Annotated in this window: 15 protein-coding genes; 7 read left to right on the plus strand and 8 right to left on the minus strand. The window is 61.0% G+C overall.

Annotated features, from left to right (window positions below; all coding sequences use genetic code 11):
* Positions 1-39: 39 nt before the first annotated feature.
* The gene (locus ACO07N_RS24730; protein ID WP_421983548.1) at positions 40-981 is read right to left on the minus strand and encodes an ArgK/MeaB family GTPase; all 942 of its coding nucleotides are present in this window, start codon (positions 979-981) and stop codon (positions 40-42) included.
* Positions 982-1,026: 45 nt separating this feature from the next.
* Positions 1,027-3,699 (minus strand): pyruvate, phosphate dikinase, encoded by a 2,673-nt coding sequence (gene ppdK / locus ACO07N_RS24735; RefSeq protein ID WP_421983549.1) that lies wholly within the window; start codon positions 3,697-3,699, stop codon positions 1,027-1,029.
* Positions 3,700-3,977: 278 nt separating this feature from the next.
* Between ppdK and ACO07N_RS24740 the strand changes: the two genes are divergently transcribed.
* Both ACO07N_RS24740 and ACO07N_RS24745 read left to right on the plus strand, forming a co-directional pair.
* On the plus strand, positions 3,978-5,762 hold the full coding sequence (locus ACO07N_RS24740; RefSeq protein WP_421983550.1) for a tetratricopeptide repeat protein: 1,785 nt from the start codon (positions 3,978-3,980) through the stop codon (positions 5,760-5,762).
* An 11-nt stretch (positions 5,763-5,773) separates the two neighbouring features.
* Positions 5,774-6,655: a 4-(cytidine 5'-diphospho)-2-C-methyl-D-erythritol kinase gene (locus ACO07N_RS24745; protein ID WP_421983551.1), complete on the plus strand. Its 882-nt coding sequence runs from the start codon at positions 5,774-5,776 to the stop codon at positions 6,653-6,655.
* Positions 6,656-6,726: 71 nt separating this feature from the next.
* On the opposite strand, the gene ACO07N_RS24750 is transcribed toward ACO07N_RS24745, so the two are convergent.
* Positions 6,727-7,746 (minus strand): polyprenyl synthetase family protein, encoded by a 1,020-nt coding sequence (locus tag ACO07N_RS24750; protein WP_421983552.1) that lies wholly within the window; start codon positions 7,744-7,746, stop codon positions 6,727-6,729.
* 175 nt (positions 7,747-7,921) lie between these two features.
* On the opposite strand from ACO07N_RS24750, the gene ACO07N_RS24755 reads away from it, so the two are divergent.
* Together ACO07N_RS24755 and ACO07N_RS24760 are read left to right on the plus strand one after the other, a co-directional pair.
* The gene (locus ACO07N_RS24755; protein ID WP_421983553.1) at positions 7,922-8,158 is read left to right on the plus strand and encodes a DUF2007 domain-containing protein; all 237 of its coding nucleotides are present in this window, start codon (positions 7,922-7,924) and stop codon (positions 8,156-8,158) included.
* Position 8,159: 1 nt separating this feature from the next.
* Complete coding sequence (locus ACO07N_RS24760) at positions 8,160-8,960, plus strand: tRNA1(Val) (adenine(37)-N6)-methyltransferase (RefSeq protein ID WP_421983554.1); 801 nt, start codon at positions 8,160-8,162, stop codon at positions 8,958-8,960.
* Positions 8,961-8,972: 12 nt separating this feature from the next.
* On the opposite strand, the gene ACO07N_RS24765 is transcribed toward ACO07N_RS24760, so the two are convergent.
* Positions 8,973-9,245 (minus strand): usg protein, encoded by a 273-nt coding sequence (locus tag ACO07N_RS24765; RefSeq protein ID WP_421983555.1) that lies wholly within the window; start codon positions 9,243-9,245, stop codon positions 8,973-8,975.
* Positions 9,246-9,393: 148 nt separating this feature from the next.
* Positions 9,394-9,741, minus strand: coding sequence for a c-type cytochrome (locus ACO07N_RS24770; RefSeq protein WP_421983556.1), 348 nt, complete (start codon positions 9,739-9,741; stop codon positions 9,394-9,396).
* Positions 9,742-10,281: 540 nt separating this feature from the next.
* Here ACO07N_RS24770 and ACO07N_RS24775 point away from each other — a divergent pair.
* Positions 10,282-11,220 (plus strand): AAA family ATPase, encoded by a 939-nt coding sequence (locus ACO07N_RS24775; protein ID WP_421983557.1) that lies wholly within the window; start codon positions 10,282-10,284, stop codon positions 11,218-11,220.
* Between the two features lie 11 nt (positions 11,221-11,231).
* Entirely contained in the window at positions 11,232-12,437 is a 1,206-nt protein-coding gene (locus ACO07N_RS24780) for a vWA domain-containing protein (RefSeq protein WP_421983558.1), read from the plus strand.
* A 69-nt stretch (positions 12,438-12,506) separates the two neighbouring features.
* On the opposite strand, the gene ACO07N_RS24785 is transcribed toward ACO07N_RS24780, so the two are convergent.
* From ACO07N_RS24785 to ACO07N_RS24795, 3 genes are all read right to left on the minus strand, one after another.
* Positions 12,507-12,812, minus strand: a complete 306-nt coding sequence (locus ACO07N_RS24785; protein ID WP_421983559.1) for a PepSY domain-containing protein — start codon at positions 12,810-12,812, stop codon at positions 12,507-12,509.
* A 31-nt stretch (positions 12,813-12,843) separates the two neighbouring features.
* Positions 12,844-13,461 (minus strand): sulfite oxidase heme-binding subunit YedZ, encoded by a 618-nt coding sequence (locus ACO07N_RS24790; RefSeq protein WP_421983560.1) that lies wholly within the window; start codon positions 13,459-13,461, stop codon positions 12,844-12,846.
* A gap of 274 nt (positions 13,462-13,735) precedes the next feature.
* Positions 13,736-14,257 (minus strand): L,D-transpeptidase, encoded by a 522-nt coding sequence (locus tag ACO07N_RS24795; protein WP_421983561.1) that lies wholly within the window; start codon positions 14,255-14,257, stop codon positions 13,736-13,738.
* A 322-nt stretch (positions 14,258-14,579) separates the two neighbouring features.
* Here ACO07N_RS24795 and ACO07N_RS24800 point away from each other — a divergent pair, with 322 nt between their 5' ends.
* Complete coding sequence (locus ACO07N_RS24800; protein ID WP_421983562.1) at positions 14,580-15,194, plus strand: YceI family protein; 615 nt, start codon at positions 14,580-14,582, stop codon at positions 15,192-15,194.
* Positions 15,195-15,275 lie beyond the last annotated feature (81 nt).

Here is a 15,275-nt window from a genome sequence, read left to right on the forward strand (position 1 = left end):
ACCGGTGGTGCGCGCCTTGAGTAACGACCGTCTTCCTCCTCACGGGTGAGGCCGCCCGGAGATCTTGCCGGCGAAGGTGAGGAAGCTCCCGAAAGGTGCGCCCCCGGCACGGGCGTCCCAGTCCTCACCGGAGAGCATTGCCAGTCCGGCACGCCCGAATTCGGTGCGCACCATGTCCATGAACCAGGCCACATGCTGCCGCCTGCGCCGTGAGACCAATCCTGTTTCTTCCAGATAAACGCGGTGCGCGTCGGCGCTGGCAATCAGCTCGGCGATTCCCGAACCGGTATGAGAGGACACCTCGGTCACGGGCACCTTCCACCCCTGCCCTTCCGTGCGGCTGAGCGAGAGGGCACCGGTGACATCCGACGACGCCCTGCGCGCAAGCACGCCGAGATCCGCCTTCGTCACGGCGACCAGATCCGGCAACTCCATGATCCCGGCCTTCATGAATTGAAGACTGTCGCCGGAACCGGGCTGGATGCACAAGAGAACGGTGTCGACGGCGTGTTTCAGATCCCCCTCGGACTGACCGATGCCCACCGTTTCGACGATCACGCGGTCGACGACCGCCCTGAGCACCGTGATTGCCGCGACCGCCTGATCGGAAAGCCCGCCAAGCCGGTCGCGCGCGGCCATGGACCGCACAAAGACGCCGTCATCCAGCGGATCGGTCTTGAGACGGGTCCGGTCGCCAAGCAGGGCTCCGCCGGTCACCGAGGATGACGGATCGATTGCCAGCACGGCCACACGCTTGCCCTCGGCCCGATAGGCCTTGATCAAGGCATCGGTCAGACTGGACTTTCCGACGCCGGGCGGGCCCGTCAGACCGAGCACGGCCCCTTTTGCGTCCTGACACAAACGATCCAGGAAGGCAGCCGTTTCCCTGTCATGCGCCTCGGTCTCCAGGCGCGTCAGCACCCGGGCGAGCAGGCGTTTGTTACCCGCACGAAGGTCTTCAGGAGAAGGATAACCCGTCACTGCGCCTCCAAACCGGTCGTGGCCCTGGCTCGGCCCAGCGACATCTCAGCCGGACTGTTTGTGCTTGAGCGCCGACTGAGCCGCCGCCAGGCGCGCGATCGGAACCCGGAACGGCGAACACGACACGTAGTCCAGCCCGACGCTCTCGCAGAACGAGATCGATGACGGGTCGCCGCCATGTTCCCCGCAAATCCCGAGCTTGATGTCGGGGCGGGTCGACCTGCCGCGTTCGGCACCGATCTTGATGAGTTCACCGACACCTTCCGGATCCAGCGACACGAACGGGTCCTGTTCCAGGATGCCCCGGCTCTGATAGGTCCCCAGGAAGGAGGCCGCATCGTCGCGGGAGATGCCGAATGTGGTCTGCGTGAGATCGTTCGTGCCGAAGGAGAAGAACTCGGCGGATTCGGCAATCTCTGCGGCCTTCAGCGCGGCACGCGGGAGTTCGACCATCGTGCCGATCTGATAGGTCAGCTCCGTGCCGGTCTCCTCGGTGACGGCCCTGGCCATCGCTTCGATGCTTTTCCGGACAAGGTCCAGTTCGCCCTTCAGGCCCACAAGCGGGACCATGATTTCAGGCACGACGGGCGCGCCCGTTGTCCTGGCGGCTTCCACAGCGGCTTCGAAGATGGCCCTTGCCTGCATTTCCGCAATCTCGGGATAGGACACCAGCAACCGGCAGCCGCGATGCCCGAGCATCGGATTGAATTCTTCCAGAACCAGGGCCCTGTCGCGCAACCGTTCCGGATCCGCGCCCATCGCCTTGGCGACCTCGCCGAGTTCCTCCTCGGATTTCGGCAGAAATTCGTGCAGGGGCGGGTCAAGCAACCGGATGGTGACCGGCAGCCCGTGCATGATTTCGAAGAGATCCGTGAAGTCCTGCCGCTGCATGGGCAGGAGTTTGGCCAGCGCCGCCCGTCTGCCTGCTTCCGTGTCGGCCAGGATCATTTCGCGCACGGCGACGATACGCTCGCCTTCGAAGAACATGTGCTCCGTCCGGCACAGGCCGATTCCTTCCGCCCCGAACTCTCGCGCGACCTTGGCGTCCTGCGGCGTTTCGGCGTTTGTCCTGACGGTCATCCGCCGGACGTTGTCCGCCCAGCCCATCAGCGTGCCGAAGTCGCCCGAAAGCGTCGGTTGCAGCATTTTCACCTCACCGGAGAGAACCTGTCCGGTCGCCCCGTCGATCGTGATGATCTCGCCTTCCTTCAGCATCCTTCCCGCGGCGTTGATCACCCCGTTGCGATAGTCGATGCGAAGCATGCCCGCACCGGCGACGCAGGGTTTGCCCATGCCGCGCGCAACCACTGCCGCGTGGCTCGTCATGCCGCCACGGCTGGTCAGGATGCCTTCAGCCGCGTGCATGCCGTGAATGTCTTCCGGGCTGGTTTCAACGCGCACAAGAATCGTCTTGCGGCCTTCCGCCTTGGCTTTCTCCGCTTCGTCGGACGTGAACACGATGGCGCCCGATGCTGCGCCCGGCGATGCCGGCAGGCCTGTGGTCACGATATCGCGCTCCGCACCCGGATCGATCGTGGGATGGAGAAGCTGGTCCAGTGCACCGGGCTCGACCCGGCCGATTGCCTCCTCCTGCGTGATCAGACCTTCTTCCACGAGATCGACGGCGATCCTCAGTGCAGCCTTTGCCGTACGCTTGCCTGCGCGCGTCTGCAGCATCCAAAGCTTGCCCTTCTCGATGGTGAACTCCAGGTCCTGCATGTCCTTGTAATGCGCTTCCAGTTTTGCGCAGTAGGTCTGGAACTCGGCAAATGCCTCCGGCATCAGGGCTTCGAGCGAGGGACTGGAAGACCCGGCATCCTTCCGGGCACGCTCCGTGATGTCCTGGGGTGTCCGGATACCGGCAACGACGTCTTCGCCCTGTGCGTTGACGAGAAATTCGCCGTAAAGAAGGTTTTCACCTGTCGACGGGTTGCGTGTGAACGCAACGCCGGTCGCCGAGCTCTCCCCCATGTTGCCGAACACCATCGCCTGGACGTTGACGGCCGTGCCCCAGCTGCCGGGAATGTCGTGCAGCCGCCTGTAGGTGACCGCACGCGGCACCATCCAGGAACTGAAGACGGCGCCGATGGCGCCCCACAGCTGCTCCTGCGGGTCCTGCGGAAAGGGCCGCTCGAGCTCTTCTTCGACAAGCGCCTTGAACTTCTCGATAATGCCGAGCCAGGCATCGGCATCGATATCCGTGTCGAGCGCAAGCTCGTTCCGCTCCTTGTGATCCTCGAGGATTTCCTCGAATTCATGATGGTCGAGGCCGAGAACGACGTCCGAGTACATCTGAATGAAACGCCTGTAGCTGTCATAGGCAAAGCGGCGATCGCCTGCTTCCCTCGCGATGGCCTCCACGGTCTCATCGTTGAGCCCGAGGTTCAGGACCGTGTCCATCATGCCCGGCATGGAAACCCGTGCACCCGAGCGCACAGACACGAGCAGGGGTCGTTCCGCATCCCCGAAGGACCTGCCTGTCGCGGCACCGATCTTCTCCAGCGCCTCCGCGACCTGGGGCTTGAGCGCGTCCGGATAGGTTTTTTCGTGCTCGTAATACCAGGTGCAGACTTCGGTCGTGATCGTGAAGCCGGGTGGAACCGGCAGGCCGAGGCTGCTCATTTCCGCAAGGTTGGCGCCCTTTCCACCGAGCAGATTGCGCATCTCAGCCGCACCTTCCGCTTCACCATTGCCGAAACTGTAGACCCACTTGGCCATCTGAAACTCTCCTCGCCTGGCACCGGAGACGCGACGCCCCCGGCTCATTGTTGCGCCGCACATACCTGCTACGGCAAAGGATTGTCTTCAAGTCCTTTTTTGGCGGAAAGCCGCTTTGTTTCGACAGAACAACAGCAATTTCCAACGCAGAGCAAAATCAAATGGATTTAAACCCTCAGAAAGTTTCGCACATGCCTTGCCGCTGGGCCTTAAAGACGCCATTCTCAACAGCGATAAGCGAGAAAATGATTGCCCATCGACCCAGCATGCGAGGACATATGACTGATTTGGCCGGCGCCGTTTCCCGGATTCACCGCAAGCGTTCGCGACTGAAGGTTCTTGCGCTGGCGAGCACGATGGCATTCGCACCCTTCTCAGCTTTTGCGGACACGGATTCCAAGGCACAGGTCTTTGGCACACCCTCGAATTTGCCGCTGACGCTATCCGGAAGTTACCTGTCCGGCCGCCTGGCCGGTTTTCAGAAAGACTATGGTCACGCTGCGGCGTTTTATGAAGAAACACTCGCAGCCGATCCGACCAATACCATGCTCCTGGAACGGACGTTCCTGCTGAAGCTTGCCAATGGCGACGTGGACGAGGCTGTCCACTATGCCGGAGAGCTTGAAAACGCCGGACTGCAGAACTTCCTGGCCCAGCTGGCGCTTGGCGGTCAGCAAATCGTCGACGGAAACTACGACGCGGCCGATCAGTCGCTCGCCAAGGGGCGAAATGGGCCCCTCGCCCAGCTGTCCATCGGCATTTCCCGCGCCTGGTCGCTGTATGGCAACGGCAAGGTCGACGAGGCCATCGAATTGATCGACAACCTGCGCGGCCCGGACTGGTTCGAAGTCTTCAAGGCGACACACAAGGCCCACCTGCAATTCGCCGCCGGCCGGAATCAGGATGCACTTGAAACGATCGAAGGCGCCTATGCCCTCGATCAGGCCGCAATCCGGGTTGTCGACGCCTACGCGCGCATACTCGCCGCAAACGGCCGGCAGCAGGACGCAATTGCAGCGCTCGATCAGTACGACCAGCAATTCCGCGGCCATCCCAAGATTGCACAGACCAGGGCGTTCCTTCAAAGCGGTGATGTGGTCCCGCCGATGGTCTCCGACCCGGCGCAGGGCATGGCCGAAATTCTCTATGGACTGGGTGCCGTCATCGGCCGCGACGGCGGCGAGGAGCTGTCCACATCCTACCTTCAGCTTGCCCTTCACATGGATCCGACGGCGGAATTTGCGGCCATCGCGCTTGGCAGCGTCTTTGAACGCATGCAACAGCCTGCGCGCGCAATCGACGCCTTCATGCGCGTTCCCGACGACAGCGTTCTGAAGCGCGAAGCCGAAATCCAGGTCGGGCTGAATTTCAACGCGCTTGACAAGGTCGATGAAGCGCGCAGCCACCTCGAAGTATTGATCGCGAAGGATCCGGCAGACCTGGAGGCCGTGATCGCACTTGGAAACATCCTTCGCGCGCACGAGATCTACGACGAAGCCGAAACCATCTACTCCCAGGGGATCGACACGATTGCCGAGTTGGAACCCCAACACTGGCTGCTGATGTATTTCCGCGGCATCACGCGTGAACGTCTCGGCAAGTGGGACATGGCCGAAGCCGATTTCCGCAAGGCGCTGGAGCTCAACGAGAACCAGCCGCTGGTGCTCAACTACCTTGGATACTCGCTTGTCGATCAGGGTCTCAAGCTTGATGAAGCGCTTGAGATGATCAAGACGGCGGTGGAATTGCGTCCCACCGACGGCTACATCGTCGACAGTCTCGGCTGGGTCTATTTCCGCCTCGGCCGGTACGAGGAAGCGGTCAAGGAGCTCGAAAGGGCAATCGAACTGCGCCCGGCAGACCCCGTCATCAACGACCATCTCGGCGATGCCTACTGGATGGTCGGCCGCCGCAACGAAGCGCGTTTCCAGTGGAACCATGCGCGCGACCTTGGCCCGACCGAAAAGGACCTGCCGATAATTCTCGACAAGATCGCCAACGGATTGCAGGAACCGTCCGTGACGGATGCCGCCAAGGCAAAGAGCGACAACAACGGCGGGTAAGCAGATACAGGATGACTGCGTTGAGAAGTGCTGCACCGGCGGCCGAACTGGCACGCGCCAAGGTCAACCTGGCGCTGCACATCACCGGACAGCGGGCGGACGGCTACCATCTGCTTGAATCTCTGGTCGTTTTTCCGCAGATCGGCGATCGGCTGTCCGTGGTAACATCCGAAACGCTTGAGCTTGTCGTCGAGGGTCCATTTGCCCACGATCTGCAGGGTCCTACGGACGAAAACCTCGTCGTCAAGGCGGCCCGTCTTTTCGCGGATGCAGCCGGTCTCGACCCGCTGAACCTCAAGATGACGCTCAGCAAACGGCTTCCTGTGGCGTCCGGCATTGGCGGCGGGTCAAGCGACGCGGCAACCGCGCTAAGACTGCTGGAAGACCATACGGGGATCTATCTCGACGATGATCGATTAAAGAGTATCGCCCTGCAGCTGGGGGCGGACGTTCCGGTCTGTCTCTCGGTTCAGCCACAGCTGATGCGCGGTATTGGCGGCGAGGTGTCGCCCGCCCCGCAGATGCCGAAATGCGGAATGGTTCTGGTCAATCCCAGGCTTGGCGTATCGACGCCGGAGGTGTTCAAAGCCTTGCAGAACCGCAAGAACCCAACCCTTCCTCGCTTTCCCGACAGCTTCGAATCGCTGTCAAACCTTACCGGTTTTCTGACGCTGTGCCGCAACGACCTGCAACAGCCCGCGATCGCTATCTGTCCGGAAATTGGTGACATTCTTCAAGCCCTCACCGCCGAAGATGACATTGTCTTTGCGAGAATGTCCGGTTCGGGCGCCACCGTCTTCGGCCTGTGTGAAACCGGCCGGGAAATGGAAATGGAGCGCTCGCTTCGCAAGCGTCGTCCCGATTGGTGGATCGCTTCGGGACGGCTGGCCTGATCAGGCTTGTTTGACCCGGAAGGCCTGGGCGCGCTCGACCAGCGAACGCGCCGCCAAGACAACCGGACCGCTCAGCTGACCCGTGAAATACAGAAAGCCACTGTGTCGGCCAAAGCGTCGTTATAGGGACCTTGCGGCAGCGTTTCGAGCGCTTTCAAGGCCTTGTCGCCATAGTCACGCGCACGGCTGACGGTTTCGACAAGGGCATCGTATTTCTTCAGAAGTTCGATTGCCTGCTCCAGATCGCCGTCTTCGACACCCTCTCCTTCGAGGCAGCGCTTCCAGAACAGTCTGTCTTCATCACTCCCGCGCGCCACCGCCAGGACAACGGGCAACGTGATCTTGCCTTCCCGGAAGTCGTCGCCGACATCCTTGCCAAGATCCGCTGATGACCCGCCATAGTCGAGCGCGTCATCGACGAGCTGGAAGGCGTACCCGAGTTCGAGACCGTAAGTTCGGGCCGCCAGTTTCGTGGCGTCGGTCTGGTCCGCGATCACCGGGCCCACCTCGGCCGCTGCAGCGAAAAGCGCAGCCGTCTTGGCCTCGATGACACGCAGATAGTCCGCTTCCGTCGTGCCGATGTTCTTTGCCGCACCCAGTTGCAGCACCTCCCCTTCGGCAATGATGGCGGAGGCAGATGAAAGGATCCTGAGCGCTTCGAGCGAGCCGACGTCGACCATCATCTTGAAGGCCTGGCCGAGAAGGTAGTCACCGACCAGAACACTGGCCTGATTGCCCCAGAGTTTGCGGGCGGCCAGCTTGCCCCGGCGCATGTCGCTCTCGTCAACGACGTCATCATGCAGAAGCGTCGCCGTATGCATGAACTCGACGCTTGCCGCCAGCACGACGTGACCGCTGCCCTGGTAGCCGAACATGTCCGCGAATGCGAGCGTCAGCATCGGCCGCAGGCGCTTGCCGCCGGACGAAATCAGGTGTTTGGCGATCTCCGGGATCAATTCCACATTGGAGCCGGCCTTGGACAGGATCAGTTCGTTCACGTCCGCCATGCCCGGCGATACGAGATCGACGAGCGGTTGTATGCTAGGACGGCGCGACTGGCTGTCAGAATATGTTGTTGCGACAACGGCCACTTATGGCACTCCTCGAATATTTGAGCGGACAATATGGCGCTAAGGGCTCCGGGGCAAGACGCCAGCACGTTGACAAACTGTTGAAATGCCACAAACACATGATTTTGCTGTAAACCAGTTCGCAGGGGTTTTTAAGGCAATCCCGCATTCGAAGGCCGCTAAACCCGGAAAACATATGGAAGAACTTCTCAGAACGAATGATCCGGTTCTCATTTCATTCCTGGAATCGATCCTCGAGGAAGCCGGAATCAAGCATTTTGTCGCAGATGGCAATATGAGCATCATGGAAGGATCACTGGCTATGATCCCGCGCCGCATCCTCGTTGACAGCGACCAGATCCACAAGGCGCGCAGCCTTGTCCGGGATGCGGGCCTCGAACACGAATTGCGGCCTGTCAAAGACACGAACTGACATGGATTCCCCAAATGAAGCAGATCCCGAAACCATAACACGCGATGCCTTTCTGGGTGGCCAGGTGCATGTCTATCAACCGAGGCGCGGCCGTCATCGCGCAGGCCTGGACGCGGTCTATCTCGCCGCTGCGCTGCCCGAGAACACTGAAGGGCATGTGGTGGATCTCGGGGCCGGCGTCGGCACGGCCGGCTTTTGTGCCGCAGCACGTCTTCCCGGCATAACCGTAACGCTGGTCGAGATAGACGAAACCGTCTTGGCCCTGGCCGAACGGGCCCTCACCGATCCTGAAAACACACGTTTTTCCGATCGTGTCCGCCTGCTTCCTGCCGACATCACTGCCAAGGGCAGCGTTCGCCATGCCGCTGGTCTCGTGCCGTCCATGGCCGACCACGCCATCATGAACCCGCCTTACTATGAAGCGGAAAAATTCCGCGCATCGCCCAACGCGGCGCGGGCGGATGCTCACATGCTCGATAAACGGGGTCTGGAACCCTGGGCGAAAACGGCGACCGACATCGTGCGCGAAGGCGGCAGCCTGACCGTCATCTTCCGCGCGGACGGTCTGCAGGAACTGCTGACGGTTCTGAAGGGGCGTTTCGGCGCGACCGATGTGATCCCGCTCCGGCCGCGTCCCGATGCCCCCGCGACGCGCGTTCTGGTGCGCTCGGTCCGCGCAAGCAGGGCGCCGCTCAGGCTGCTGCCGGGTTTTGTCCTGCACGAAGGCAGCGGCTCGGACTTTACCAGCCAGTCCCGTGCCGTCATGCGCGACGGGCATGGGCTGGGCCTGACGGCACGTTGAGTGCGAGCGCGTTCAGTGCATCTGGATTTCGCCGTCGGCGAAGCGGAAGTCAACCGGATCAATGAGGTTCTGATGGGCGACGCGCACGGAATGAATCCGCCCTTCGATCTCCCGTTCCCAGAAGTCCAGAAATTTTGTCAGTTCAGGAAATTGCGGCGCCAGGTCCTCCGTCTGCCACAGAAAGCTTTGCAGGAATTTCGGATGATCGGGAAGCCGGTACAGGATCTCGGCGGTCAGCAGGCCGTATCCCAGGAAGCGCTTTTCAAAGTCTGAGCTGGTTTTCATGCCAATCCTTTCTTTGTTGCCAAGAAAGAGTGTCACGGAAAAGCGGTTAACCAAACCCGACTTTTTGCTAATTACTGTTTATAAACAGCACTTTAGCAGCATTCAACAACAACTGCTAACAAGTCCCCCTGCTCGTTTCAGTCGCGGTTCACTGGCTCTGGATAAGTGTCAGATACCCGAGAAAGGCGTCGATGTCGTCCGCTTCGAAGGCCACTTCGGGCATGTTTTCATGGCCGGTCACGATCCCTTCCGCAAGCGGCTCTTCCAGGCTTTCCAGCGGATAGAGTTTGGACAGATCCCGGAATGCCGGCGCTCCCGGCTGCGCACTGACATCCTCCTTGCCGACCGCATGACAGGTGGCGCAATGGATCTGCGCAAGTTCCTCCCCGGTCGCAAGGCTCACCGGGTCGGACGGATACGCCCCGTCGGATGCCTGCGATGCCTGTCCTGCCATCAGGATCAAGACACTTGCGAGAAACAGCCTGCTGCCTGCCACGACATTTCCTCCCTCGAATCGAACTGGAGAAACATAGATGTTTCGAGCGGGTCTGCACATTAGGTCATCCCCTGATGCCGCCCACTGCTGTCCGGCTTAGCTCGGAATTGATTGAGCGAGGCCATCCCCAGTCACTGAACTTGTCATTCCGGCTGAAGCGAAGCGGAAGGCCGGAACCCAGTAACCATCTGACTTTCCGTCTTTTTCCAGTCTCCGCCACAATGGGTACTGGGTCCCGGCCTTGCCGCGCCTGCGGCAAACCGGGATGACAAATCGGGGACACAGGCCGGATCCCGATTTGGTGCCGAATGAAATCATGCTGTTTCTCAACGACGTAAGTTCGCGAGTTCCTTCCAGACGGGACAGCAATGGATGCCGACAAGCCGCGATGAGGAGGGTATGACCGCCAGACATCACTTGCTAGGGTCAGCACATACCGGTCAGACCCGGGTCTCCACGCCTTGCCGTACTTTGGTCCGGGCTGACCTTGCGGCTGTCCGACCTATATGATGCCGGAAAACCAAACGCCCAGGAGACGCCATGAGCCCGACACCCCTTCCCGCTTCCATCGACGATACGCTTCATCTCATGGATCAGGCGGGTTATGTCGCGGACAGATCGCTGGCGACCGTCCTCCACCTGGCACTCAAGATGAAGCGTCCCCTGTTTCTCGAGGGAGAAGCAGGTGTCGGCAAGACCGAAATAGCCAAGGTCCTCTCCACCACGCTCGGCCGCGACCTGATCCGCCTGCAATGCTATGAGGGCCTCGACATCGCCTCGGCCGTCTACGAGTGGAACTACCAGGCCCAGATGGTCGAAATCCGCGTTGCCGAAGCCTCGGGCGACACGGAACACGCCGACCTGTCCAGATCGATCTTCGACGAACGGTTCCTGATCAAGCGCCCGGTCCTGCAGGCCCTCGAACCCTCGATCAATGGTGCTCCGGTCTTTCTGATCGACGAACTGGACCGGGCCGACGAAGCTTTCGAGGCCTTTCTTCTGGAAGTGCTTGCAGACAGCCAGGTCACGATACCTGAGCTCGGCACGGTGCACGCCGAGGAACCTCCCATCGTGATCATCACGACGAACCGCACGCGCGAGATCCATGACGCCCTGAAGCGGCGCTGCCTGTATCATTGGGTCGACTATCCGGATGCTGAACGGGAACTGGAAATCGTGCGCAGAAAGGTGCCGGGTGCGGCCGAACGGCTGGCCCAGGAAGTTGTCGCATTCGTTCAGAAACTCCGTGCCGACGAAGATCTCTTCAAGCAGCCGGGCGTCGCCGAGACCCTGGACTGGGCGACGGCCTTGTCGGAACTCAACGAAATCGCGCTCGATCCCGATCTAGCCTCCGACACGCTGGGTGTTCTTTTGAAATACCAGGATGATATCGAGAGGGTGCGCGGTTCCAAGGTCCGTCACATGATCGACGAGATCCGCAAGGACGTCCCGCAGGCCCAATCGATGCCGGCTGTTTGAGCGGCGGACAGATGGCAGCAACCGAAATCCGCTCCCGGATAACCGACAATATCGTCTATTTTGCCAGAACGCTGCGCAAGGCGGGCGTTCCGGTCGGGCCGGCGTCGGTCGTGGATGCCGTCAGTGCGGTCGAGGTCTCCGGGATCGAAAACCGGGAGGATCTCTACTGGACGCTCCATTCGGTTTTCGTGCGCAGACGCGAACACAAGGTCCTGTTCGACGAGGCCTTCCGGATCTATTGGCAGAGCCGCGGCCTGATCGAGAAGATGCTGTCGATCCTCTCGCCTGTCGCCCCGCCGCGCGGCGCGCCGGAAAAACCGAAAGCCGGTCAGACCCGCGTTTCCCAGGCCTTCCAGGCCGCCAAGGAGCGGGTAGCGGAAGAGACCGTTCCCGAGATCGAGGTCGATGCGAAATTCACCGTCTCCGGCAAGGAGTTGCTGCAGACGAAGGATTTCGCCCAGATGACGGCGGAAGAGGTCGCTGCGGCCAAGAAGGTGCTGCGGGCCATGGCCATGCCGATGGACAAGATCAGGCTCCGGCGCCTGACGGCGGCACCGCGCGGCCGCGTTGACCCGCGCAAGACCTTGCGCGCCTCCATGCGCGCAGGCGGTGAGATCATCGACCTGAAGTTCAGAAAGCCCGCAGAGAAGCGGCCGCCCTTGGTCGCGCTGTGCGATATTTCCGGATCGATGAGTCAGTATTCACGCCTTCTCCTGCATTTTCTCCACGGCATGACCGCCGAACGGCGGGACGTGCACACGTTCCTGTTCGGTACCAGGCTGACCAATGTCACCCGGCAACTGCGCATGAAGGACCCCGACGAGGCGCTTGAAGCCTGCTCGGCCGGGGTCGAGGACTGGTCCGGCGGAACCCGGATCGCATCGGCGCTTCACGACTTCAACAAGCACTGGTCGCGCCGGGTCCTGTCGGGCAAACCGACGGTTCTGCTGATCACGGACGGTCTGGAACGAGACACCGATGAGGATCTGGCGCGCGAAATGGATCGCCTGCACCGGTCCTGCCGGCATCTGGTCTGGCTCAACCCGTTGCTGCGCTTCGACGGCTTTGAGGCGAAGGCGAAGGGCATCCGCGCCATGCTGCCCCATGTCGACGAATTCCGCGCCGCGCACTCGCTTGACGCGGTTGCGGATCTGGCTGATGCCTTGTCCGGAGACCGGCGGAAAGACGGATCGAAGGATCCCCGAAAGTGGCTCTAGAGCAGATCGGCTGAATGGCGGTTCACGGGACCGACATGCCTGTTTCGGGGCTCACCGGTCTGTTTCGGCCTAGCTTTCCTTGCGGTAGAGTATGGTGCCGCGCTGATTGATGAGCAGGACCTCTCCCGACACCGGGTGCACGTAGACCTCGACCCGTTGTCCTTCAGGCGTCGTGCCGTACACTTCCCAGCAGCCGCCGTCTTCCTTCATCCGGCGCACCTGCCAGCCTTCGCTGACCAGTCTTTCAGTGACCTGCTGCTCGGACAGCCACGCCGATTTTTCGGTTGTTTCGCATTCGAACATGCCCGTTGCGGAGACCGGAAAGGTGAAAAAGCAAGTCAGCAGCGACGTTGCCGTGTGAAGCGTGAAGTTCATCGTTTCGTCCTCTCTAAAGCAGGGTTTCCGATCAGGCGGCAGCCGGTTTGGCCGCGGGATTGTAGAACCGGTAGACCCGGTAGGCCTCGAGCAGCGCGAGCGGCACAAAATGAACCAGGGCCGGACCGAACTCGTTGTGCACGAACATCCAGTGCAAAAGCGTTGCCACGGCGGCCAGGTATCCGAACCGCTGCAGCGGCTTCCAGTAGCGGCCGAGCCGTTTGACCGACGCGTCATTCGACGTCGCCGCCATGGGGACAAAGACGAAGAAGGCCAGCCAGCCGGTCCAGATGCCGAGCGCCCAGAACTCGCCCAGGATGGACTGCCACGAGCCCATGTCGATAAGGTAGAGGACAGTGTGCAGCGCCGCGTACAGGAAGGCCGCAACCCCGAAATAGCGACGCCTGCGCAACATCCAGTACCAGAACGCGTTCTTCGGAAACATCAGCCGGAAGGGAGAAATGATCATCGAGATGATCATGAAGCGCGCCGCAAATTCACCGGTTGGATGAAGCAGGAATTCGGTTGCCGGACGCCCGTCCTCGGACACCGCACTATTGGCAAGCGCCAGCATCATCGGGATCGAAGGCAACGCCAGCAGTGCCCAGATGAACGCCCTTGAATTCAATATGTCCCTGAAAATCGACACCCGCACCACCCGTCCGTCGGTTCAACCCTTGATCTGGAGAGACTACACGGCAGATGTCGCAAAGATGTCCCCGGGCGGGACCGGAATTGTCGCAAGATGTAACGGGCGCCGCTGGCTCCTCCGGAACCCTGCCGGGGCAGCGTTGGGGCACTTGGCACCGGCAGGGCCCGGATATCGGGTTTTGACACCCCGCCGGCAATAATAGTTTCAAACTTCCGAAACTAAATGCGGCACGCTGTCCCTGCGACCGCTTTGCAGACCCGACCTCTTCGCGTTAGGGCAACGCGATCACGGGCGTCCTGACGCCGACCCTTTGAAACAGGTCCTCGATGTCGATGTTGGCCATGCGGATGCAGCCGTAGGACACGGCCCGTCCGATCGAGCCGGGTCTGTTGGTGCCGTGGATGGCATAGTTGCCGTTGGAGAGCGTCATGGCGGCTGCGCCCATGGGATTGTTCGGCGCGCCTCCCCGTATGACATCGGGCAGACGCGGAAAGTCCCTGCGCACTTCCGGCGAAGGCGACCAGTCAGGCCGGATATACTTCGCGGTAATCTGCGCCCGGCCTGTCCAGGCCTTGCGTGGTTTGCCGACGGCGACCTTGTAGCGGATGGCCCTCTTGCCGCGCAAAACCAGGTAGAGCCGCTTTTCGGAATTCTTGATCACGATCGTGCCGGGCCGAAACCTGTGATCTGAAAATCCGACCAGCTCGGCGGCGGCCGCAGGCAATTGAAAACTGCACACGACGAGGAGAGCAATGAGCAGGTTCGCGACCCGCGGACAGGACTGTTGACGCATGACTTTTCCCTGGTTTTGGAAGGGAAAATACCGTGCCTACCACCTTGAAAGAAGCTGTCCGCCTCTACTTTCTTAACTGAGGGTTAATTCCCGGATCCGCGCATCACGGCATGGTCAAACTCGCGGCATTGAGGAAACCAGGCCGGATGCACGACGTAGAATGTGGGCGTCCGATGCGTTGGGTGTGACAGCCGTCACTATGAAGAACCGCCTGGATGACGACATTTGGAACGAACAGAGGCAACGGGAGACAGGCTTCGCGCCACCCCGTCTCAATTCGTGAAACCAGACGAGATCCGAGATTCAAGGAAGGAACAGTCCAATGCACCCCATTCGTTTCCGGCGTGACCGCACCCCGAACAGCTTTCGAATGCTGAAATCGATCGTTGTGTCTTTCGCCCTGCTGGCCGGCTGGTCGCTTCCGGCGGCCGCCGGCTCGATTTCCGGCACCTACACGCTGTCGCCCGCAAACATCGACACCGGGTTTTCCGTGCGCGTGCTGGGTGGCCGCCCGGTCCAGGGCGAATTCCGCAAGGTGTCGGGCAAGATGGTTCTCGATCAGAACCGCCCCGAAAAAAGCAAGGTCAACGTGACGATCGACCTTTCGAGCGTGAAAACCAACAATGACAAGGTGACCGGTTTCCTGAAAAGCTCCGCCATGTTCGATGTCGCCAAGTACCCCGTTGCCAAGTTCCAGAGCACGCGCATCCGGATCACCGGCAAATATACGGCTGAAGTCGAAGGCGTGCTGTCGCTGCGCGGCAAGACCAAGCGGACCAAGCTCGACGTTCAGATCACCGGCAACAAGGGCAATGGGCGCGTCGGCTTCACGGTCTCCGGCGGATTTTTCCGCAGCTTCTATGGCATGGAAGCCGGACTGCCGATCTATGCCGACAAGGTCAACATCAAGATCAGCGGAACGGGCCGCCGGACCTGAGCGCCCGGCCTGAAACGAAAGGGGACGCACATCCGGCCGGATTGCGTCCCCTTCGCTCATCTTCTCCGGACGTCTTGCGCC

Source organism: Roseibium sp. (assembly GCF_965229775.1).
Classification (GTDB): Bacteria; Pseudomonadota; Alphaproteobacteria; order Rhizobiales; family Stappiaceae; genus Roseibium.